Genomic DNA, 22,473 nt, shown 5'->3' with positions numbered 1-22,473 from the left:
CTATGCCGCCTCGCTAAACTCGCGCCAATCGAAATCCGCATCCAGTGAGGCAGCTTCATGCATATCGACGACACCATCCGGTCGCGCAAATCCGTTCGCGCCTTCAGGCCCGATCCCGTGCCGCGCGACCTGATGGAGGAAATTCTCGAACTCGCCTCACGCGCGCCCTCCGGCACCAATATCCAGCCCTGGAAAGTGCATGTGGTCGCGGGCGAGATGCGCGATCGCCTCGTCGCCGAGGTGATGGCTCATCGCGAGAACGATCCTCAGGACGCAAAGGCGGAATTTCCGCGTACCTCCAAGCGCAAGGAGCCCTATACCGGCCGCATGCGCACGCTGGGCAAGGAAATGTACGGCCTGCTCGGCATCCCGAAAGGCGACAAGGCGGCGAACTGGCGCCAATGGGGCCGCAATTACGAATTCTTCGACGCGCCCGTCGGGCTCATCTTCACCATCGACAAGGATCTCGATGCGATGAGCTTTATCGATATCGGCATCTTCATGCAGACGCTGATGCTGGCGGCGAAAGCGCGCGGCCTCGACACATGCTCGCAAGGGGCGTGGAACAATTTCTGGTCCGTCACCCGCCAGGTGCTGGATGTGCCGGACGACGAATACATCATCGCCGGCATGTCGCTGGGCTATGCGGATGAAACGCAACCCGTGAACACGCTGGTTGCCGAACGCGAACCGCTCGACAGTTTCGCGACATTTCACGGTTTCGACTGATCAGCGATTCAGATCTTCGATGGTGCGACCCGGCGACTGCGAAATACCCTTGTGTGCGGGCTTCATCGCTTTCGAGCCGAGAGTACTGCCCATCGCGCCGCCATTTCCCCCTTGGCCGAGCGACGGCACGTTCAAGACGAAAATCGCAGGGCCATTGGCACCGGCAAAAAGCGGGACGGGATCGGCCATGCCGCCTGAAACACCTGCCGTTGCCACCTGACCGCCAAGACCGATCAGTGCCGTCCCGTCGGCAGGCCCCGGCGCATCCGCGGCATGAGCCGAGGCACCGACCAGCGAGGCCGCCACGATTGAAAGGCTCAAAAAGCGGGCATTGATTTTCATACCATCAATATATGTGCCCGGGACAAATGTTCAATCCGGGCGAACGCCTGTTCATCCGAGTCGCTTGCCAAGTCCCCCCGCCCCGCTATCCTCCCCGCATTCGAATTTCCGGCATTCAAAGAACCGGAATCACATATGTCAGGGAGGTCCTCATGGCGGACTACAAACGCCCCTTGCCCCAGCCCACGCCGGAAACGCAGCATTTCTGGGATGGCTGCCGCGACGGCGAAATCCGGCTGCAACGCTGCAAGACCTGCAATCACACCTATTTCCCGCCCCGCGACTTCTGCCCGGCCTGTTCGGCGCGCGAGGTGGAAGTGATCAAGGCAAGCGGCAAGGCAACGCTCTACAGCTACATCATCAACCATCGTCCCCGTCCCGATTTCGGCGAGGAGCCCCATTCCATCGCTGTCGTGCAGCTGGAAGAAGGCCCGCGCATGATGACCAACATCGTGGACTGCCCGCAAACGCCCGAAGCGCTTGAACTCGACATGCCCCTCGAAGTCACATTCGAAAAGGCGACGGACGAGATCAGCCTGCCCAAATTCCGGCCGGCGAAGTGAAGCAAGGGGACGAGAGATGAAACAGAAATCAGTCGCCGTCGTCGGCGCCGCCGAAACGACGCAGATGGGCAAGATCCCGAACCAGTCGCAGCTCGCGCTCCATGCCGACGCCGCACTCAACGCAATGGCCGATGCCGGTCTCACCGCCAAGGATATCGACGGCGTGGCGACGGCGGGCGACAGCCCCGTCGAGACCGCGCATTATCTCGGCATCACGCCGACCTGGGTGGACGGCACCTCGGTGGGCGGATGTTCCTTCATGCTGCATGTCCGCCACGCGGCGGCCGCCATCAATGAGGGGCTCTGCAACACGGTTCTCATCACCCATGCGGAGTCCGGCCGCTCGCGCGTCGGCGCGCGCCGCTTCAGCCGCGATCCGCAGAGCCAGCAGGGTCAGTTCGAGGTTCCCTATGGCATCACGAACCCGCCGAGCATGTTCACCATTCCGGCGCTGCGCTACATGAAGACCTATGGCGTGACCGAGGAAGACGTGGCCATGGTCGCGGTCATCCAGCGCGAATGGGCCGCGAAAAACCCGCGCGCCAGCTTCCGCGATCTCATCACCGTCGACGATGTGCTGAACTCGCGCATGATTTCCTGGCCGTTCCGGCTGCTGATGTGCTGCCTCGTCACCGATGGCGGCGGTGCGCTCATCCTCACCAGTGCCGAGCGCGCAAAGGACTTCCCGCAAAAGCCCGTCTACATTCTCGGCACGGGCGAAAGCGTGGAAACGCCCATGGTCAGCCAGATGGAAGACTTCACCACCTCCAAGGCCTTCCGCGTTTCCGGCAAGAAAGCCTTCGACGAAGCGGGAATCAAGCACTCCGATGTCGATCACCTGATGATCTATGACGCCTTCGCGCATCTGCCGATCTACGGGCTTGAAGACCTCGGCTTCTGCGAGCGTGGCGAAGGCGCCGCCTTCATCCGCGAACGCAACACGGCGCCGGGCGGCAAGCTGCCGCTCAACACCAATGGCGGCGGCCTCTCCTACATGCATTCGGGCATGTATGGCATGTATGCGCTTCAGGAGAGCGTGCGTCAGATGCGCGGCATTGCGCCCGCGCAGGTGCCGGATGCGAAGATTTCCATCGCGCATGGCGTGGGCGGCATGTTCGCCTCGTCGGGCACGATCGTCTTCTCCAACGAAGCGCCTTAAGAAAAGCAGGAGAGCCCGGCATGCATCTCGCAAAACCCCGCATCGATGTCGGGCTCTTCACCAACTCGCTCGAGCCCATGCTCGACTTCTGGCAGAACAAGGTCGGCCTGAAACTCGATCACGTCCTGCCGCTGGGCGGCGGACGCCGCCAGCACCGCCATGACCTCGCGGGCTCGGTCTTGAAGATCAACCATGCCCGCGACCCGCTGCCCGATGCGCCGCCCTCGGGCTACCGCGAATTGCTGATCGCACAGACAAATATCAACAAGCCGGAAGCCCTCACCGATCCCGACGGCAACCGCGTCACGCTGGTGCCGGAAGGCCATCTGGGCATTACGCGCATCGGCATTCGCCTCGGCGTGCGCGACCTTGCCGCCCATCGCGACTTCTATGGCCGTGTGCTGGAGCTTGAGGAAATCCCCGTTGAAAGCGGCATCGCCTTTCGCTGCGGCGACAGCGTGATCCTGGCTGAGGAAGACCCGAACGCCCCCGCCGACGCCGCCATGGACGGGCCGGGCTGGCGCTATATCACCGCGCAGATCTTCAAGGTCGACGAGGAACATGCCGCGATCCTCGCCCGCGGCGGCGCAGAGGGCGCAGCGCCGCGCACATTGGGCGAAACGGCGCGCATTTCCTTCATCCGCGATCCCGACGGCAACTGGATCGAAATGTCCCAGCGCGCCTCGCTGACCGGCTCTCTCGACTGACGGCGCACATCGGCTAGACTGTTCTCCTCAAACCCCGGCACAAGACCGGAGAGGCGAGGAGGAGACCATGAGCGCCAAAAGCTACAAGACCATCGAGGTGAACCCCATCGCCGGTGCGCTCGGCGCGGAGATCGAGGGCGCGGACCTGTCCGCCGATCTTTCCAACGAACAGTTCGACGACATCCACCAGGCCTTTCTGGATCATCTGGTGATCTTCTTCCGCGACCAGAAGCTGACGCCCGAAAAGCACAAGGAATTCGGACGGCGTTTCGGCACGCTCAACATCCATCCTTACGTGAAGGGCATGGAAGGGCACCCGGAAATCATGCGCATCGTGAAGGAGCCCGAAGACAGGCTGAATTTCGGCGGCGGCTGGCATTCCGACATGTCGTTTCTGGAAGAGCCCGCGCTCGGCTCCATCCTCTACGCCAAGGACGTACCCCCTTATGGCGGCGACACGCTCTGGGCGAACCAGTATCTCGCCTATGAAACGCTGTCGGACGGCATGAAGAAGACGCTGGAGGGCCTGAAAGCCGTCCACACCGCCAAGGCGGAATATGGGCGCGAAGGCCATTCCGCACAGAAGCGCAAAGGCATGGAGGTCAACCAGGCCGAGGGCGACGTGCCGGCTTACGAGCACCCCGTGGTGCGCACCCATCCGGAAACGGGGCGCAAGGGCCTTTATGTGAACCCCGCCTTCACCGAGCGCTTCGTCGGCTGGACTCGGCGCGAAAGCCAGCCGCTCCTGCAGTTCCTCTATGAGCACTGCACGCAGGAACCCTTCACCTGCCGCTTTCGCTGGACAAAAGGCGCGCTCGCCTTCTGGGACAATCGCTGCACGCAGCATTTCGCGCTCAACGATTATCACGGCCATCGCCGCGAGATGGAGCGCGTCACGGTGAACGGCGACCGGCCGGTCTGAGGTATCGGCACGGTTCTCACGCTCATGTGATCCGCACACGCCCTCCGGTTCGTTATTCTCCTGCGGGAAACAAAAGGAAGGCGCACCGTGGAATCGATCTACTACGTCCTGACATGGGCCTGCCATCGCCGCTGCAAGCACTGCTACGACACGCGCTTCCGCCCTTACGTCCGCGACGACCTCGCCACGGTCATGGCCGAGGGCGAGGCGAGCTTCCGCAAGATCGTCGCCAACCTGCCCGAGAGCATGATCTACAAGGACCCCGCCCGCCCGGACACCGACGGAAACCCGTCGGAACGGGTGGGCCGGATCATCATTTCAGGCGGCGAAGTGATGATCGACCCGGTGCGCGAAACGCTCTTCTATCCCGCGCTCGACGCACTGACCGAGAAATACGGGAAAAACGGCGTCCGCCTCTCCATGCAGACAACGGGCGATATCCTGACGCCGCGAATGCTGGACGAATTGCGCGAGCACAATATCTGGACCGTCGCCATCGCCAGCATGGACGACTTCCATGTCGGCATGGAGGGCGCAAAGCGCGAGGCCTTCCAGGAAAAGCTGACGGAGATGTTTCTGGCCGCCGGCTTCGAACCCGCCCCGAAAGACGGCGAAGCCAAAGGCCCCAGCTTTCTGTTCTTCGGCGCCCAGCCCGGCCAGTGGATCGAGGAATTATGGCCGCGCGGCCGCGCCTGGGAGAACGGACTTTCCACCGCCGGCATGGAAACCGATTTCTGCGCCCGCTGGTCCGGCGCCAGGAATTTCCTGAACCATGGTTTTGCCGGTTCGGAAGTCGCCATCGAACCCAATGGCGATGTCTATCCCTGCTGCCTGAAAACGAAACTGCCGATCGGCAATCTGACGGAAGAACGCCTGACCGACATTCTCGACAGCCTCAAAGGCCATCCCGTCTTCGAAGCCCTCAACCAAGGCGATCCGCTACGCATGGGCGAAAGCATGGGCTGGACCGAAACGCGCATGCGAGCGGAGTCGCACACCACCACGCCGCAGGGATTGCCTTACGCAAATCCCTGTATCGGCTGCGACCGCTTCCACGAGGAAATGCTGGGTCCCGTTATTCGCGAATTGCGCGAGGCGCGGCGTCAGGCCTCGATAGCCTGACCGTCGCGCGCGTCGCGGCGCTTCTCCCGCCATGAAACGACAATGAGATAGACCGTCGGAACCACGAAGAGCGTCAGCAGCGTGCCGAAGCTCATGCCGCCGACGATCACGACGCCGATGGCCTGGCGGCTTTCCGCGCCCGCACCGCTTGCCAGCGCCAGCGGCATCGACCCCAGCACCATCGCTCCCGTCGTCATCAGGATCGGACGCAGCCGAAGCCCCGCCGCCTCCACCACCGCATCGCGCACATTCCGGCCCTGCTCACGCAGCTGGTTGGAGAACTCCACGATCAGAATGCCATGCTTGGTGATGAGGCCGATCAGCGTGATAAGGCCCACCTGACTGTAGATATTGAGCGTGAGATTCGTCCCCGTCACGATATTGGCGACGAACATGAGAAGCAGCGCACCAGCCAGCGACAGCGGCACCGAGACGAGAATGATCGTCGGCTCGATGAAACTTTCGAACTGCGCGGCCAGCACGAGATAAATGAACATCAGCGCCAGCACGAAGGTAACGGCCAGCGTGCCGGAGGACTTCGTGAACTCGCGCAACGGACCGTTGAGATCGGTTTGCGCGTTCTTGGGCAGGACCTCCGCCGCCGTCTTCTCCAGGAAGTTCAGCGCCTCGCCCATGGAATAACCTGGTGCGAGATTGGATGAAATCGTCGCCGCGCGAAGCTGGTTGAAGCGATTGAGCGAAGCGGGCGCCACCGTCTCCTTCACGTCGATCAGGTTGGACAGCTGCACCATCTCGTTGTCCTTGCCGCGCACATAGATGTCGGAAATATCCTGCGGCGTGCGCCGGTCCTCGTCGGCCACCTGCACGATGACGTCGAACTGTTTGCCGTTACGCTCGAAGCGCGTGACCTTGCGCCCGCCCAGAAGCGTTTCCAGCGTGCGCCCGACGGTCGACACGTCGATGCCCGCATCCACCACCTTTTCGCGGTTCACCTTGATGTCGAGCTGCGGCTTGTCGAGTTTCAGATCCGTATCGGCATTGATGAAGCCGGGATTGGCGCGCAGCTTTTCCATGAACTTGTTCATGTCATTGGCCAGATCGTCATAGGTGCCGGAGGTCTGCAGCACGAACTGGATGGGCTGCGACCGCCCGCTCTGGCCGAGCGACGGCGGATTGATACCGAAGGCGAGAATGCCCGGTATTTCCATCAGCTTGGGCTGGATGGAATTGACGATTTCCTGCTGCGAGCGGTCGCGCTCGCTCCAATGGCTTAGGCGCGAGAAGGAAATGAGATTGGTGATTTCGGGAAAGCCCGCCACCACCAGATATCCCTTCACCTCGGGCACCTGGGAAACGATATTCTCGATCTGCTTGGTATAATGCAGCGTGTAGTCGAGCGTCGCGCCCTCAGGCGCACGACCGGCGATGAGCAGGATGCCGCGATCTTCCGTCGGCGCGAGTTCCTGATTGAGCAGCTTGAAAAGCCCCACACAGGAAAGACCGACAAGAACGGCGGCAACGACGATAAGCGTCTTGCGGCCCAGCGCTTTCTCGAGCGCGTTCTTATAGGCGCTGTCGAGACGGTCGAGCCAGCCGCCCAGCAGCTTGTCGAACCGTCCGCCGCCCGTATCGCGCCGCAAGAGCTTCGAGCACATCATCGGCGTCAGCGTCAGCGCCATCGCACCCGATACGACGACGGCGCCGGCCAGCGTCAGCGCAAATTCGAGAAACAGTCGCCCTGTCCGCCCTTCGGCAAAGGCCACCGGCGCGTAAACGGCGGCGAGCGTCAGCGTCATGGCAATGATCGCAAAGGCGATTTCGCGCGAGCCCTTGATCGCCGCCTGAACCGGCGACAACCCTTCCTCGATATGCCGGAAGATATTTTCCAGCACCACGATCGCGTCATCCACCACAAGGCCGATGGCAAGCACCATGGCAAGCAGCGTCAGCGTGTTGATACTGAACCCGAAGAGCAACATCATGCCGAACGTGCCGATCAGCGAAATCGGGATCGTCACAACCGGGATGAACGAGGCGCGTACCGTCCGCAGGAAGACGAAAATCACCAGCACGACGAGGATCACCGCCTCGATAATCGTCTCATAGACCGACTTGATCGATTCTTCGATGAAGATGGACGTGTCATAGCCGATGGAATAGGCCATCCCCACCGGCAGCGTCGGCTCCATCTGCTTCAGCTTGGCGCGAACCGCGGCCGCCACTTCCAGCGGGTTGGCCGTTGCCTGCTTCACGATGCCCACAGAAATCGAGGTCTTGCCGTTATAGGTCGCCGCGCGACGCTCGTCGGCAGGCGCGATCTCGACCTTGGCCACCTGGCCGAGCGTCACCTGGAAACCGCCGCTGTCCTTCACCACGATCTTCGAAAATTCGTCCGGCGTTTCGAGCGCGGTCTTGGACAGGACCGTGAATTCCCGCTTGGTGCTTTCGATACGGCCGGAGGGAATTTCCGCGTTCTGGTTGCGGATCGCGTTCTCGACATCCTGCACCGTCAGCCCGTAGGCGGCGAGGCGCTGGCGGTCCACCCAGACGCGCATCGAGTAGAGCCGCTCGCCGAAGATCGACACCTGCGCAACGCCCGGTTGGTTCTGCAGCTGGTTCTTCACGATACGGTCGAGATAGTCGGTAATATCCATGCCCGACATGCGCGACGAGGCGAAGGCGATATACATGATCGGGCTCGCATCGGCCTCGACCTTGGCGATGATCGGCTCGTCCACATCGTCGGGAAGCTGTCCGCGCGCGCGCCCGACGCGGTCGCGCACATCGCTTGCCGCAACATCCGGATCCGTCGACAGCGTGAAGCGCGCCGTCACCTGGCTGCTTTCGGGCCGGCTGGACGACGTCAGGATCTCGATCCCCTCGATCCCCGCCATCGCCTCTTCGAGCGGCTGCGTCACCTCGCGTTCGATCACCGAGGCGCTGGCGCCGCGATAGGAGGTCGTCACGGTCACCACCGGCTCGTCGATTGCCGGATATTCGCGCACCGTCAGCCGCTCATAGGAAACGAAACCGACGAGAATGAGGATGAGCGCAACAACCGTCGCGAAGACAGGTCGGCGGATAAAGAGTTCGGAAATATGCATATGCGTCTCCTACTGCGCGGCCCCGCCTGTGGGGGCCTCGCTTTCGGAGGCTTTCTTTTTGAGTTCGATGGGCTGAACCGGCGCCCCGTCTCGAACCTTCATCTGCCCCGCCGTAATCACCCGTTCGCCTTCCTTGACGCCGGAGCGGATTTCCACCTTGCCGGGCTGACGCACGCCAAGTTCCACGGGACGCATATGGGCTTTACCGTCTTCACCCACCACGAAGACCGCCTTGGAGCCCGTCGCATCCGAGCCCGCCGTGGAGATGATGGCCTGCTCCGGCACGACGATGGAGTCGCGCGTCTGCGTGACGATCTTCACGCGGCCGAACAGGCCCGGCCGCAAACGCCCTTCGTTGTTCGCAAGCAACGCACGTACCTTGATCGCGCGCCCCTCGACATCGATCACCGGATCGATGGCGCTCACAGTGCCGCGAAAGGTCTCGCCGGGCAGCGCGTCGAATGTGATGTCGACGGTCTGCCCTTTCTCGATCTCGGTGAGATAGATTTCGGAGACACGGAAATCGATTCTGAGATTGTCCACATCGGCGAGCGTCGCAATCGGCTGGCCAGGCGTCACATACTGGCCGAGGCTCACCTGCCTCAGACCCACAATGCCCGAGAAGGCAGCCCGGATCGTGCCCTTGTCGAGCGCAGCCTGCGCCAGTGCGCGCTGCGCTTCGGCGGATTTCAGCGCATTGAGCGCCTCGTCCCGCGACCGCTTCGTCCCCGACCCGCGGCTCACCAGTTTGCGGGCGCGCTCGAAATTCGCCTGGGACAGCGTGAGCTGCGCTTCGGCCTGCTGCAGACGCGCTTTCAGGTCTTCATCGTTCAGCGTGACGATGAGATCGCCCTGTTCGAGGCGTTGCCCGTCCTCGAAATCGATGCTGGTCACAATCCCGGAGATTTCCGGCGTCACGACGATGGACTGGTCGGCTTCGAGCGTACCGATAGCCGAAACTTCAGCCTGCACCGGCTCTATACCAGCAATCACCGTTTCGACAGCCGGCGGCGGGGAAGACCATCCCTGGCCCTGACCGCCCATGCGCTGAAAGGCCATCCATGCAAACCCCACAAGCAGAATGGCGGCAATCGCAAGAGCGATCAGCGCCGGACGGCCAAGCACGCCCGCCGCCGCTTTTTTGCGCGGTGTCTCGCTGGAGGAAGTCATATTCCGACCTCTGTTTTCGGAGGTCGGTGACCCGCCTCCCATTCGTTTTAGCTTACGGATGGGCGCGCAGTCTGAGCCCTCTCCCCTCTGCTTTGACATAGGTCATTTTAGCCGAAAGGAAAATGGCAATTTGCCGCTTTATACGACGATGCCCCTACGCAAAGAGGGGGTTCAGGCGGTGACGTCGTCGCCGTTCTGCTCGGGGTCGATAGAGGCATGCCGCCCGGCGGCTCTTTCCTTGTAGATCAAGTAAAGATTGCGCCCGTAAATCAACAGGCCCGCGCCTTGTCCCAGGATGAAGACCGGGTCTTCGCGCCACAGCGCATAGGCAAACAATGTCGCGCCGCCGCTGATCGAGAAATACCAGAAGGCCACCGGCACGATGGACCGCTTGGCCTTTTCGCTCGCCAGCCATTGCAGCAGGAAGCGGGCGGAAAACAACGCCTGCCCCAGAAAACCGACAAAGACCCAGATACTTGCCTGAGAAAGCCACGTCATTACAGAGGTGAACATGGCTCATCCTTCCCATCCGACAGGTTATGCGTCACGCCGTGAGGGTCGTGGCGCCGTTTCAGAAGCCACCACACGGCGGCGAGATCGCCGATACCGACCCAGAGCCGGTTCCACGTATTGTATTTGGCAACGCCGGAGACGCGCGGACGGTGATTGACCGGCGCCAGCACGATCTCGAAGCCCTCGCGCTTCACCAGCGCAGGCATAAAACGATGCAGGCCCGTAAAAAAGGGAAGCGCCAGAAAAAGATCGCGGCTCAACACCTTGAAACCGCATCCGGCATCCCTGGTCGTATCGTTGAGGATCGCGCCGCGGACATTATTGGCGATGCGCGACACCAGATTACGCGGGAAGGGATCCTTCCGCTTGGTGCGCTGCCCTTCGACGATGCCGATATTCTGGCCGCTTTTTTCCGCGTCGATATAAACCTGATAAAGCCGCGGGATGTCCGCCGGATCGTTCTGCAGGTCGCCGTCGATCATCACAACAAGCCGGCCCCGCGCTTTCCGAACGCATGTCAGCAGGGCCTCAGACTTGCCGCAGGGCTTTCCATGACTGAACACCTGAAGATGGGGCATGGTCCGCATCGCAGCGCGAAGCTTGTCCAGCGTCGTATCCGTGCTGCCGTCATTCACGAACACATACTCACACGGCACGTCCAGAGAGGCCCTTACCGCCTCCAGCTCGGCCAGAAGAGGGTCGATATTGCCCTCCTCGTTGAGCACCGGCACAACGACGCTCAGCTCGAAATTTTCGCCCGTCATAGGAGCCCCTCGCTTCCACCGATCCGGCTCAGGCGCCTTTGGGCCGCCCTCAGCCGGGAAATTCCGCTATAGTCCGTCAACACTTCGAAGGGCCCCCTGATGGTCCATCGCGCATCCCGCCCCGCTTTCCTGCAAGGCGAGCCTGTCATATGGCAGATTGCAAGATAATCCAAAACTCTCTTGTCAAAAATGCGCTCCCGCGCGAGACAGTGCCCCCAAAACCACCGCCCCGAACACTGCCGGGGGAAAAGAAACGCCGCCATGATTTTCCGAAAGCAGGGTTAACCGCATGACCGAACGATCCCAGAACCCGGCAGCGCGCGAGGCAGGCCCCCTGCTCCAGTCGTTTCTGGAAAAAGCGGTCACGGGCTGGCGCCCCTATGCGATTCTCATCGCCTTCTGCGCCCTCGTTTTCCTGCCGGGCCTTGCGGGCCTACCGCCCATGGACCGCGATGAGTCGCGCTTTGCCCAGGCCACCAAGCAGATGCTGGAAACCGGGGACTACATGGTCCCCTATTTCCAGGACGAGCCGCGCGCGAAAAAGCCCGTCTTCATCTACTGGGTACAGGCCGCCTCTGTCGCCGCCTTCTCCGATGCGGGCGCCAATGAAATCTGGCCCTACCGTCTGCCTTCGGTTCTGGGTGGCATGGCCTCGGTCCTGCTGACCTTCCTGATCGGCGCCCGGCTCTTCGACAGGCGAACCGGCCTGATGGGCGGCCTGCTCCTGGGCGGCGCCATGCTCATGGTCGGGCAATCGCATATCGCCCAGACCGACGCGGTGCTGCTCGCAACCATACTCGCAGGCATGTACGGCCTGACCCTCGCAGGCCTCGGACCGCAAAAGGGCGAATCCTCGGAAATGGGCCCGGCGCCCGGGCTCTTTTTCTGGGGCGGGCTCGGCCTTTCCATCCTCACCAAGGGACCGATAGGCCCGGCCGTATTGGGCTTTACCGCCGTCGCCTGGGGGGTCCTGCGCAAGGACGGAAGCTGGTTCCGGCGGCTGAAGCCGCTTTGGGGCGTCCCGCTCCTCATCCTCATCGTCGCCCCCTGGCCGCTTGCGCTCTGGCATTCCGGCGCCTTCTCCTTCATCGCCAATGCCGCGCAGCAAGATCTGCTGCCCAAGCTGATCGGCGGACAGGAAAGCCATGGCGCGCCGCCCGGCACCTATCTGCTGAGCCTCTTCGCCGCATCCTGGCCGATGTCGCTGATCATCATTCCCGGCATCGTCACCGCTTGGCACTATCGCCGCGAACCGGCGGTGCAATTCCTCATCTGCTGGGCGCTGCCCACCTGGATCATGTTCGAGGCGGTGCCGACCAAGCTGCCGCATTACGTGCTACCCGCCTATCCGGCGCTGGCGCTGCTCGGCGGCTTCTTCGCGGTCAACGGCCTGCCGCCCCGCCTGCCCGGTTGGGGCCGGGCGCTGTTCTGGCTGCATCTGGCCTTCTGGCTCGTCGTCGGACTGGCGATTGCCGGCGGTGCGCTTTTCGCCCTGACCGAATACGGGCCGGGCGTGGACTGGCGCGGCATCGTCCTCGCACTCATCGTGCTGGGCGGCATACTGCCCGCCGTCTGGTTTGCTTTCCGGCGGCAGTTCGAGCCGGCCCTTGCCGTGCTCGCCCTCATGATGGCGCTTTTCGTGCCCTGGCTCGGGTCGGCGGTCGCCCCCTCTCTCGACAAGCTGTGGGTCGCCCGCGAAGTCGCAGCGGCGATCCCGCCCCATGACGAGCGCCCGCCGCTCGCCTCGGCGGGCTTCAACGAGCCGAGCCTCATCTTCCTGAACGGAACCGATACCATGCTGGTGCCGGGCATGACCGCAGCCGACTATCTGGCGGATACGCCCGACGCCTACGCGCTCGTCACGGGGCAGCAGAAGGAAGCATTCCTCGACCAAGCGAAGGCGCGTAACCTGCGCCTTGAACGGATCCGCCAGTGGGACGGCTTCGACTATACGAATGGCGAGCCCTTGGCCCTGACCCTCTACAAATCCGCCGAATAAGCGACATGACAAAATCAGACATGGCCGAGGCGACACAAACGGATATCCGCCGGTTCGCACCCGCCGAACTGGTGGAGATCGCAACGGCCGCAGCGGAGGGACCGACGCCGCTTCACCGCCTCCGGCGCATGATGTGGTCGGGACTGGCACCATTGCTCGCGCTCGCCATTGGCCTGATGCCCCATGTCGACCTCGCCGTGTCGAAAACGATGCAGCGCGTCGTCACGCCCAACATGCATTATTTCTGGCAGGCGGTGACCGATCTGGGCGACGGCACGGTCTATATCGTTGCCGCCGCGCTTGCCTTTCTCTTCATTCCGCGTGGCAAGCGCTTTGCTGCCTATCAATCCACCCGCAAGAAGCTTGAAAAGATCTGGCGCTTTTGCGCGCTGATGCTGGCCGCCATGGCGAGTTCGGCCATCGTGCTGCATCTGGTGAAATTCGCGGCGAGCCGTCACCGTCCCAGCGACTTCTTCCGCGATGGTTTGTACGGATTTGCACCCTTCACCGTGACCCACCGCCTCGACAGCTTCCCCTCCGGTCACTCGCAGACGATCTTCGTCTTCATGGCGACGCTGATGATCGCCTTCCCGCGCCACTGGAAGCTCTTTCTGACGGTCGGAGCCCTGACCGCGGTCTCCCGCGTCGTGCTGCTCAACCATTTCCCGAGCGATATCCTGATTGGTTCCTGGCTTGGCGCCTTCTTCGTCTTCCTGCTCGCCCCTCTCATCCTGCGCCGGGGCGACAGCGCGCTCTACCCGCGGCCGGAAGAAACCCCGCACCTGAAATAATACGAAATTGCCTCTTGTTTCGGTGGGCCGATCTGACAATATAGAAACATACCAACCGGTCGGTTTTTACATTGTCAGGTCCCATGTCGCACGACGCCTCCCATATCCCTCTGCCGGAATTCCCGCCCTATCTGAAGCGGGAGCGCCCCGCCTCACGCGCCGAGCGAACGCGCCAGGCGTTGCTGGAGGCGGCCTTTCTCGAAATCTACCTGAAGGGTTTCCGCGCCGCGTCGCTGAGCGACATTCTGGAAGTCTCCGGCTGCACCAAGGGCGCTCTCTACCACCACTTCGCCGACAAGCACGCGCTCGGCCTCGCCGCGCTGGGCGACGCTTTCCACCGGTTCCTCGATCACAACTGGTATCAGCCGCTGGCCGGGACGGACGATCCCGTGACCGAGCTGCGCCGGATCATCGAGCGGCACGTCAACGGCGAGCTGGGCGTCGACCCCCGCCTCGGCTGCCCGATCAACAATCTGTCTCAGGAAATGTCGCCCATCGACGAAGAGTTCCGGCTCTTCCTGTCCGGCGTGCTCGCCGAATGGCGCGGCCATATCGCCGACGCGCTGGAACGCGGCAAGGCCGCGGGCACGGTGCGCGCCGATGTCGATGCGGAGGGGGTCGCGGCTTATATCGTCGCCACCCATCAGGGCGTCTCCGGCATGCTGAAAACGACGCGCGACACCTCGCTCGCCGAGAAATGCGCCCATAGCTATTTCGACTATCTGGAACATCTGCGCGCCTGAGAGGCGTCGCCGGGGAGAGGAACGGGCTGATGAACGAATGGGTAGTGGCCTATCTGAACTGGGTCGTGCGGTGGCGCTGGCTGGTACTCATTCTCTCCGCGGGCGCCGCCCTGGCCCTCGCCAGCGGCGGGCGATTCATCGAGTTCTCCAATGACTACCGCTATTTCTTCACCGACGAGAACCCCAACCTCCTCGCCTTCGAAGAACTTGAACGCACCTATTCCAGTCCCGATACGCTGCTCTGGGTCCTGCAACCGGACGAAGGCAGCGTCGACACGCCGGAAGTCCTCGCCATCGTCAAACAGATAACGGAAGACGCCTGGCAGACGCCCTTCTCCGTGCGTGTGGACAGCATCACCAATTACCAGCACACCCGCGCGTCCGAAGACGATCTCATCGTCCGCGATCTCGTCCCCGATCCGGCTGCGCTGACCGCGGAAAGCGCAAAGGAAGTCGGGAACATCGCCACCAGCGAACCCGTCACCGCAAAGCGCCTGATTTCGGACGACCGCCGCACCACGGCCATCGTCGCCCGCCTGAACATGCCGCGCGACGACGTGGCCGCCAATAATTCCGTCGTCGAACATGCGCGCAGGATTCTCGCCGACATGCGCGCGCAGCATCCCGATATCCGCTTCGAACTCACGGGCTCGGTCATGCTCTCCAACGCCTTTTCCGAGGCGGCGACGCGCGACCTCCAGACCCTGACACCCGCCATGTATCTCATTCTGGCGGTCACGGTTTACCTGCTGCTGCGCTCCTTTTCCGGCACGCTCGTCACCATGGCGGTGGTGTTCTTCTCCGCCTTTGCCGCCATGGGCCTCGTGCTGGGCTGGATGGGCGTCAAGCTGACGCCGCCCTCTTCCGGCGCGCCGACCATCATCCTCACCATCGCGGTGGCCGATGCGATCCATATCCTCGTCACCATGCTGGTGCAGATGCGTCACGGCATGACGAGAAACGAAGCGATCGTCGAGGCCATGCGGGTCAACTGGCAGCCCGTCTTCCTCACCAGCATGACGACGGCGATCGGTTTTCTCAGCCTCAACTTCTCCGACGCACCGCCTTTCCGCGATCTCGGCAATATCTCCGCCGCCGGCGCCGTAATTGCCTGGGTGCTGTCGGTCACGCTGCTGCCCGCACTCGTCGCCGTCCTGCCCTTCAAGGCGAAGGCGAGCATCGTCAATCAGAGCCGGGTCATGGAAAATCTCGGCGACTTCATCATTCGCCACAATCGCGTGCTGATGGGCGGTGTCGTGCTCACCTCGGTGGGCTTTGCGGTGCTGCTGCCACGTTTCGTCTTCGACGATCGTTTCGTGACCTATTTCGACGACCGGATGGAGTTCCGTGTGGCCTCCGACTGGGCCGCCGACAATCTCACCGGCATCTACCAGATCAGCCATTCGATCCCCGCGCAGGAATCGGGCGGCGTCTCCGATCCCGCCTATCTGAAACATCTGGAAGCCTTTGCCGACTGGTTTCGCGAGCAGCCCGAAGTCGTGCATGTCGCCACGTTCAGCGATGTCATCAAGCGCGTGAACAAGAGCATGCATGCCGACAATGAAGACTGGTATCGCGTCCCCGACGACCGCCAGGCCGCGGCTCAATTCCTGCTGCTCTATGAAATGTCGCTCCCCTACGGGCTCGACCTCAACGACCAGCTCAATGTGGACAAATCGGCGAGCAAACTCACGCTTACCCTGCACGACATTTCCACCAGCCAGATGGAAGATCTGCGCGAACGCGCCATGGCATGGCAGGAAGCCAATTTGCCGACCTATATGATTTCCCAGTCGGCGGGCCAGTCGGTCATGTTCTCCTTCATCGGCGAGTCGAACTTCCGGGCCATGGCCGTGGGCACGCTTTTCGCCCTCCTCCTCATCTCCGCCTGCCTCATGCTCGCGCTGAGGGATCTCAAGCTCGGCCTCATCAGCCTCGTCACCAACATCGCACCGCCCGTCGTCGCCTTCGGCATACTGGCGCTGTTCCGTCCGGAAGTGGGCTTGTGGTCTTCCTTCGTCATCGCCACCGCCCTCGGCCTCATCGTCGACGCCACCGTTCACTTCCTGTCGAAATACAAACGCGCCCGGGACGAGTTCGGCTATTCCGCCGAAGAGGGCGTGCGTTACGCCTTTGCAACGGTTGGCACTGCATTATGGGTTTCGGGATTTGTATTGGTCGCGGGATTTGGCATTCTGGCGTTCTCGCCGTTCAAGATTAACGCCATGCTGGGCATCATGGTGGCACTTACCATTGCTGTGGCACTCATCATCGACTTCCTGCTCCTGCCGGGCCTTCTGATCGCCCTCGACAGGAACCGGAAATCGAAAAAGCGTGTACCGGTCCAGGTCCCGGGAGAAACCGCATCGCCCGCCGGGGTCTGAACCACCGCCGGCACCGAACACAAATCAGGGAGAGAGAAATGCCATTCGTCAGTTCCGCCTTGCGCCAGAGCGCGCATGCGTTCGTTGTCGCACTGCCGCTCATGGGGCTTGCCGCCACCGCCCACGCGCAGGCGGACGGCCTGCCCGGCACGGATGAGCCCGTGGCCCGCGGCCTTGCCATCGCGCAGGAAACCGATAATCGCGACAAGGGATGGGGCGACGCCGAAGCGGATATGGAGATGGTCCTGACCAATGCGCATGGCGACACCAGCACGCGCGAGCTGCGCTCCTATTCGCTGGAGCGGACGGACCCGGAGGAAGGCGACTGGAGCCTGATCGTCTTCAACAAGCCGCGCGACGTGGACGGCACGGCGCTGCTCACGCATGCGAAGATTCTCGAGCCGGACGATCAGTGGCTCTATCTCCCGGCTGTAAAGCGCGTAAAGCGCATCTCGTCGGTCAATAAATCCGGCCCCTTTGTCGGTTCGGAATTCGCCTTCGAGGATTTCTCCTCCAGCGAGGTTGGCAAATATTCCTACAAATGGCTGCGCGACGAGCCCTGCGGCGATCTCACCTGCCATGTCGTGGAGCGCAAGCCGCTCTATGAACATTCCGGCTATACGCGCCAGGTCGTCTGGACCGACACGACCGACTATCAGCCGCGCAAGATCGACTATTACGACCGCAAGGACGCGCTACTGAAGACACTAACCTTTTCCGACTATCGTCTTTACGAGGACAAGTTCTGGCGCGCGCACGACCTCTATATGGTCAACCACAACAACAAGAAGGCCACCCGCCTCACCTGGAAGAACTACAAGTTCCATGAAGGGCTGACGGAAGCGGACTTCTCCACCGCGGCGCTGAAGCGCGCCCGGTAAACAAGCAAAAGAGCGGCCCGGCGATCCAGCATATCGCCGGGCCGTCTCCATCATCCAGGGCGGGGGAGTGAGATGAAAAAGAGCTTGGTGGGATGGGCGTCGATCGCGCTCGCATGCGCGGCCGGACCGGCACATGCCGGGGAGTTCGAGTTCACCGGCTATGTCGAGCCCGAACTGCAGCTCTTTCTGCAAAAGGCATCGAAACCCGAACAGCCCCGCGCCAACATGTCGGTCGCAGGCGAGGTCAGCGCGAAATATTTCTGGGACGATGGCGACCAGTCATTCGTGGCCACCCCGTTCATGCGCCTCGACATGCATGACAACAAACGAACCCATGTCGATCTGCGCGCGTTCAAATACGCCTATATCGACGGCGCCTGGGAATTCCGCGCAGGCGTCGACAAGGTCTTCTGGGGCGTTACCGAAGCCGCCCATCTGGTGGACATCATCAACCAGACCGACGTGGTGGAAGATGCCCGCGGGCGCGAGAAGCTTGGGCAGCCCCTCGTCTCGCTGTCCACCTATCAGCAATGGGGCACCGTCGACCTTTACGTGCTCCCCTGGTTCCGCGAGCGCCTTTTCCCCGGCGCCAACGGACGCCCCGCGACGGATATTCCGGTCGACACAAGCCAGACGAAATTCGAGAGCGGCCAGAAACAACACCACGTCGATTTCGCGGCGCGCTACTCCAACACATTCGATATCTGGGACGTGGGTCTCGGTTATTTCCGGGGCACCGGCCGCAACCCGATCCTGATACCGGGACTGAGCAGCGGCGGATCGCCCGTCCTCATTCCCTACTACGTCCAGATCGACCAGCTCTCGACAGACATTCAGGCCACCAAGGGCGCATGGCTCTATAAATTCGAGGGGCTATGGCGCAAGGAGCTGAACGACCGCTACCTGCAGGGCACCGGCGGCATCGAATACACGCTTTACGGCATATTCGACACACCCTCCGACCTCGGCATCGTCGCCGAATATATCTGGGACGAACGCGGCGCCAATCCGCAGAACCCCTTCGCCAACGATATCTTTGCCGGTGTGCGCTGGACCGCCAACGACATCGCCGATACCAGCCTGCTGACGGGCGCCGTCGTCGACATGGACACGCAGGCGACCTTCTTTTCGGCGGAATTCGAAAAGCGCCTCGGCGAGAACTACCGGCTCAGCGTGGAAGCGCGCCTTTTTGCCGGTCAGCCAGCAAGCGATCCCTACTACACGCTCAAGGACGACGATTTCCTGCAAATCCGCCTTGCACGCTATTTCTGACCGATTCTCCGGAGTCGGAGACCGGGATCACGCGCAAAGCCGTCCGAACGCCCGGAAAATTTCCTCTCCGAAACATTAAATCCGCGCAAGAGTGCCGACGGAGAAGATGCGTCACCACGCCCGGTGCAAAAGCGCCTTTCTCTATATCCCCTTGCGCCACAATCGTTTTTGGCAAGACATATGGAAACGACAAAGCGAACACCCGGCGCCGCTTGCATTCGATTTAGGCAAACTGCCCCGCATCGCATGTCCGCTTCATTACATACGCGAGGACTCCACTACCGGCTGCATTGAAGCAGCACGCCATGGCATGCAAGAAAGCGATCAGGGAAGGAGGATAGTTATCGGAAGTATCTTCCATGCGTTCCCTGTATCGAGTCGTCAAAAACCTCCTCCCCCTGAACATCAATCTTTCCCGCGCGGGCGCGCTCACCGCCTTTATGGCGATGGCATTGCCGCTCGCTGGCTGCACCGGCAGTTCGGATTATCCCGTCATCTTTCCGCACGGACCTGACGCGATCACCGAGCGCGATCTGCTCTTCATCGCGGTCGCCATCATGCTGATCGTTGTCATTCCGGTTTTCGTGCTGGCGGTGTGGCTTCCTCTGCGCTACCGCGCATCGCGTGAAGCACCCGACTACGATCCGAACTGGGACCATTCGCATCGCGCAGAAGTCGTGATCTGGCTTGTTCCGGCGCTTATCGTGTGTGCGATCGGCTCTCTGGTCTGGATCTACACGCACAGGCTCGACCCCTATCGCTCGCAAATGGCGGAAGGAAAGCCGGTCGTCGTCCAGGCCGTGTCCATCGACTGGAAATGGCTCTTCATCTATCCGCAACAGCACCTTGCGACGGTGAATGAACTCGTTTTGCCGACCGATCGCCCGGTCAGCCTGCGGCTCACATCGACCGATGTGATGACGTCCTTCTTCGTACCGGGCCTTACCAGCCAGATCTATGCGATGGCCGGCATGGGCACGAGATTGAATTTCCAGCCGGGGCCTGTCGAGACCTATACCGGCCGCAATTCGCTATTCGACGGCAAGGGTTTCCCGGACCAGAAATTCCCTGTCCGTATCGTGACGGCCGAAAACTTCAAGAACTGGATCGACACGGTCCGCAAGGCGCCGCTGCAGCTCACGCCGCATGAATATCAAATGCTGAGCAAGTCCGGGGCGATGCCGCATCCGCTGCACTTTTCCAGTGCCGACCCCGAACTCTTCGCCCGCATCGTCAAGGGCGCGCACTCGGCGGCAAGCATGATCGCCTCCGACCGCCCCAGGTAACTCCAGGAAAGAACCGATTTCCCATGCTCGGAAAACTCACCCTTCACGTCCTTCCACTCTACAGCCCGATCGCCATGAGCGGCGCGGCAATGGAGCTGCTTGGCGTTTTGTTTATTGCCGCGCTCATCACATGGCTCGGCAAATGGCGCTATATCTGGAACGAATGGCTAACGACGGTCGACCACAAGCGCATCGGAATCATGTATGTGGTTCTCGCCTTCGTCATGCTGTTCCGCGGTTTCTCAGACGCCTTCATGATGCGCATGCAGCAGGCCACCGCCTTGAACGGCCATGGCTATCTACCGCCGGAACATTTCAACCAGGTGTTCTCGGCTCACGGCACGATCATGATCATCTTCATGGCGATGCCGTTTTTGACCGGCATCATCAATTTTGTCGTGCCGCAGCAGATCGGCGCACGGGACGTCTCTTTCCCGTTCCTGAATTCCGTGAGCTTCTGGCTTACAGCCGCCGGCGCGGCGCTCGTTCTCACCTCGCTGGTCATAGGCCGCTTCACCACGGCAGGCTGGACGGCCTACCCACCCTTCTCTGAACTGCCCACAAGCCCCGGTTCCGGAACCGACTACTGGATATGGGCCGTTCTCGTGAGCGGCGTCGGCTCGACACTTACCGGCGTGAACTTCGTCGTCACGATCATCAAGCGGCGCGCGCCCGGCATGTCGCTGATGCAAATGCCGCTCTTCACCTGGGCGGCTTTTATCACCGCCATCCTCATGGTTTTCGCGTTTCCCGGCGTCACGGTCGCGGCCGCCCTGCTCGGCTTCGACAGGTTCCTCGGCATGCATTTCTTCACCGCGGACGCCGGCGGCAATGCGATGAACTACATCAACCTCTTCTGGTTGTGGGGCCACCCGGAGGTCTACATCGTAATCCTTCCCTCCTTCGGTATCTTTTCCGAACTGGTGGCGACCTTCTCCAGCAAGAGGCTTTTCGGCTACGTCTCGCTTGTCTACGCGACGATGGTGATCGGCATTCTGTCCTTCACCGTCTGGCTGCACCACTTCTTCACCATGGGCTCAAGCGCTGACGTGAACAGCTTTTTTGGCATCGCCACCATGGTGATCGCCGTACCGACGGGCGTAAAAATCTACGACTGGCTCCTGACCATGTATCGCGGGCGCATCCGCCTGACCTCCCATATGCACTGGACGCTGGGGTTCATGGTCGCCTTCGTCATCGGCGGCATGACTGGCGTACTCCTCGCCATTCCGCCGGTCGACTATGTGATGCACAACACGCTGTTCCTTGTTGCGCATTTCCACAACATGCTGATCCCCGGCTCGCTGTTCGGGCTTCTGGCGGGTTACCAGTACTGGTTCCCCAAGGCGTTCGGCTTCCGGCTCGACGAGTGGTGGGGCAAGACGTCTTTCTGGTTCTGGTTCGTGGGCTTCTACGTCGCCTTCATGCCGCTCTACGTGCTTGGCTTCATGGGCATGCCCCGGCGTATGGACTACTATCAGAACCCCGCCTGGCAGCCCTGGCTCATCGTCGCCGCGATCGGCGCGGTGCTGATTGCCATCGGCATTCTGTGTCTGGCAATCCAGCTCGTCGTCAGCATCCGCCGTCGCGAAGAACTGGCCGACCTGACCGGCGACCCGTGGGACGGGCGCACGCTGGAATGGATGAATGCCTCGCCCGCGCCGCTCTACAACTTCGCCGTCGTGCCTGAAATCCACGACCGGGAGGAACTCGCCTGGCGCAAGGAACGCGGGATTTCGCACGACGCTCCGGCGCATTACACGCCGATTGAAATGCCGTGCAACACCTCCACCGGTGTTCTGATCGGCGGGGCGGCCTTCGTGCTCGGCTTTGCCGTGATCTGGAACATCTGGTGGCTCGCCATTCTCGCCTTTGCGGGCGTCATCGCCGCCACCATCGTCAAGGGGAGCGTGCCGGAAGAGGAATACACGATCACTCCGGAACAGATCGCCGCCCTTGAAAGCCGCGGCAGCGGCCCCCTGCTGGGCTTTCTGAGCCCCCTGGAAGACGAGCGCGGCGATCGCTCGACGCATGGCCTGCTGAATTCCATCGGAGACTGAA

Annotated in this window: 19 protein-coding genes; 14 read left to right on the top strand and 5 right to left on the bottom strand. The window is 61.8% G+C overall.

The window, feature by feature from the left end; translation table 11 throughout:
• Positions 1 to 57: 57 nt before the first annotated feature.
• Complete coding sequence (locus ACSSVQ_RS14150; RefSeq protein ID WP_454184036.1) at positions 58 to 729, top strand: nitroreductase; 672 nt, start codon at positions 58 to 60, stop codon at positions 727 to 729.
• Here the strand turns inward: ACSSVQ_RS14150 and ACSSVQ_RS14145 are convergent, their stop codons facing one another.
• The gene (locus ACSSVQ_RS14145) at positions 730 to 1,071 is read right to left on the bottom strand and encodes a hypothetical protein (RefSeq protein WP_454184035.1); all 342 of its coding nucleotides are present in this window, start codon (positions 1,069 to 1,071) and stop codon (positions 730 to 732) included.
• A 152-nt stretch (positions 1,072 to 1,223) separates the two neighbouring features.
• Here ACSSVQ_RS14145 and ACSSVQ_RS14140 point away from each other — a divergent pair, with 152 nt between their 5' ends.
• The 5 genes from ACSSVQ_RS14140 to ACSSVQ_RS14120 all read left to right on the top strand — a co-directional run bounded on the left by ACSSVQ_RS14140 (position 1,224) and on the right by ACSSVQ_RS14120 (position 5,544).
• Positions 1,224 to 1,634: a Zn-ribbon domain-containing OB-fold protein gene (locus ACSSVQ_RS14140; protein ID WP_454184034.1), complete on the top strand. Its 411-nt coding sequence runs from the start codon at positions 1,224 to 1,226 to the stop codon at positions 1,632 to 1,634.
• A 16-nt stretch (positions 1,635 to 1,650) separates the two neighbouring features.
• Positions 1,651 to 2,793 (top strand): thiolase C-terminal domain-containing protein, encoded by a 1,143-nt coding sequence (locus ACSSVQ_RS14135; protein ID WP_293325969.1) that lies wholly within the window; start codon positions 1,651 to 1,653, stop codon positions 2,791 to 2,793.
• A gap of 20 nt (positions 2,794 to 2,813) precedes the next feature.
• On the top strand, positions 2,814 to 3,500 hold the full coding sequence (locus ACSSVQ_RS14130) for a VOC family protein (RefSeq protein WP_454184033.1): 687 nt from the start codon (positions 2,814 to 2,816) through the stop codon (positions 3,498 to 3,500).
• Between the two features lie 67 nt (positions 3,501 to 3,567).
• Positions 3,568 to 4,422 carry a TauD/TfdA dioxygenase family protein gene (locus ACSSVQ_RS14125; RefSeq protein ID WP_454184032.1) on the top strand — a complete coding sequence of 285 codons (855 nt, stop codon included), beginning with the start codon at positions 3,568 to 3,570 and terminating at the stop codon, positions 4,420 to 4,422.
• Between the two features lie 87 nt (positions 4,423 to 4,509).
• Positions 4,510 to 5,544: an SPASM domain-containing protein gene (locus tag ACSSVQ_RS14120; RefSeq protein ID WP_454184031.1), complete on the top strand. Its 1,035-nt coding sequence runs from the start codon at positions 4,510 to 4,512 to the stop codon at positions 5,542 to 5,544.
• Here ACSSVQ_RS14120 and ACSSVQ_RS14115 read toward each other — a convergent pair.
• From ACSSVQ_RS14115 to ACSSVQ_RS14100, 4 genes are all read right to left on the bottom strand, one after another.
• Positions 5,526 to 8,609 carry an efflux RND transporter permease subunit gene (locus ACSSVQ_RS14115; protein WP_454184030.1) on the bottom strand — a complete coding sequence of 1,028 codons (3,084 nt, stop codon included), beginning with the start codon at positions 8,607 to 8,609 and terminating at the stop codon, positions 5,526 to 5,528. The two genes, ACSSVQ_RS14120 and ACSSVQ_RS14115, sit on opposite strands and share 19 nt — an antisense overlap.
• 9 nt (positions 8,610 to 8,618) lie before the next feature.
• On the bottom strand, positions 8,619 to 9,779 hold the full coding sequence (locus ACSSVQ_RS14110; RefSeq protein ID WP_454184028.1) for an efflux RND transporter periplasmic adaptor subunit: 1,161 nt from the start codon (positions 9,777 to 9,779) through the stop codon (positions 8,619 to 8,621).
• Between the two features lie 171 nt (positions 9,780 to 9,950).
• Entirely contained in the window at positions 9,951 to 10,292 is a 342-nt protein-coding gene (locus ACSSVQ_RS14105; RefSeq protein ID WP_293324514.1) for a lipid-A-disaccharide synthase N-terminal domain-containing protein, read from the bottom strand.
• Positions 10,277 to 11,056, bottom strand: a complete 780-nt coding sequence (locus ACSSVQ_RS14100; RefSeq protein WP_454184026.1) for a glycosyltransferase family 2 protein — start codon at positions 11,054 to 11,056, stop codon at positions 10,277 to 10,279. The genes ACSSVQ_RS14105 and ACSSVQ_RS14100 overlap by 16 nt, the downstream gene beginning before the upstream one ends.
• A gap of 289 nt (positions 11,057 to 11,345) precedes the next feature.
• Here ACSSVQ_RS14100 and ACSSVQ_RS14095 point away from each other — a divergent pair, with 289 nt between their 5' ends.
• The 8 genes from ACSSVQ_RS14095 to ACSSVQ_RS14060 all read left to right on the top strand — a co-directional run bounded on the left by ACSSVQ_RS14095 (position 11,346) and on the right by ACSSVQ_RS14060 (position 22,472).
• Positions 11,346 to 13,055: an ArnT family glycosyltransferase gene (locus ACSSVQ_RS14095; RefSeq protein ID WP_454184024.1), complete on the top strand. Its 1,710-nt coding sequence runs from the start codon at positions 11,346 to 11,348 to the stop codon at positions 13,053 to 13,055.
• 5 nt (positions 13,056 to 13,060) lie between these two features.
• The gene (locus tag ACSSVQ_RS14090; protein ID WP_454184023.1) at positions 13,061 to 13,846 is read left to right on the top strand and encodes a phosphatase PAP2 family protein; all 786 of its coding nucleotides are present in this window, start codon (positions 13,061 to 13,063) and stop codon (positions 13,844 to 13,846) included.
• 83 nt (positions 13,847 to 13,929) lie between these two features.
• Complete coding sequence (locus ACSSVQ_RS14085) at positions 13,930 to 14,589, top strand: TetR family transcriptional regulator C-terminal domain-containing protein (RefSeq protein WP_454184022.1); 660 nt, start codon at positions 13,930 to 13,932, stop codon at positions 14,587 to 14,589.
• Between the two features lie 29 nt (positions 14,590 to 14,618).
• Complete coding sequence (locus tag ACSSVQ_RS14080) at positions 14,619 to 16,973, top strand: efflux RND transporter permease subunit (RefSeq protein ID WP_454184020.1); 2,355 nt, start codon at positions 14,619 to 14,621, stop codon at positions 16,971 to 16,973.
• A 38-nt stretch (positions 16,974 to 17,011) separates the two neighbouring features.
• A complete protein-coding gene (locus ACSSVQ_RS14075) occupies positions 17,012 to 17,854 on the top strand; it encodes an outer membrane lipoprotein-sorting protein (RefSeq protein WP_454184018.1) in 843 nt (280 codons plus the stop codon).
• A gap of 72 nt (positions 17,855 to 17,926) precedes the next feature.
• Positions 17,927 to 19,126: a hypothetical protein gene (locus tag ACSSVQ_RS14070; RefSeq protein ID WP_454184016.1), complete on the top strand. Its 1,200-nt coding sequence runs from the start codon at positions 17,927 to 17,929 to the stop codon at positions 19,124 to 19,126.
• Between the two features lie 359 nt (positions 19,127 to 19,485).
• Positions 19,486 to 20,412, top strand: coding sequence for a cytochrome ubiquinol oxidase subunit II (locus ACSSVQ_RS14065; protein ID WP_454184015.1), 927 nt, complete (start codon positions 19,486 to 19,488; stop codon positions 20,410 to 20,412).
• A gap of 23 nt (positions 20,413 to 20,435) precedes the next feature.
• Positions 20,436 to 22,472, top strand: coding sequence for a cbb3-type cytochrome c oxidase subunit I (locus ACSSVQ_RS14060; RefSeq protein WP_454184014.1), 2,037 nt, complete (start codon positions 20,436 to 20,438; stop codon positions 22,470 to 22,472).
• Position 22,473: the final 1 nt, after the last annotated feature.

The organism is Parvibaculum sp. MBR-TMA-1.3b-4.2 (assembly GCF_053628815.1).
This window is presented reverse-complemented; position numbering and strand designations above follow the sequence as displayed.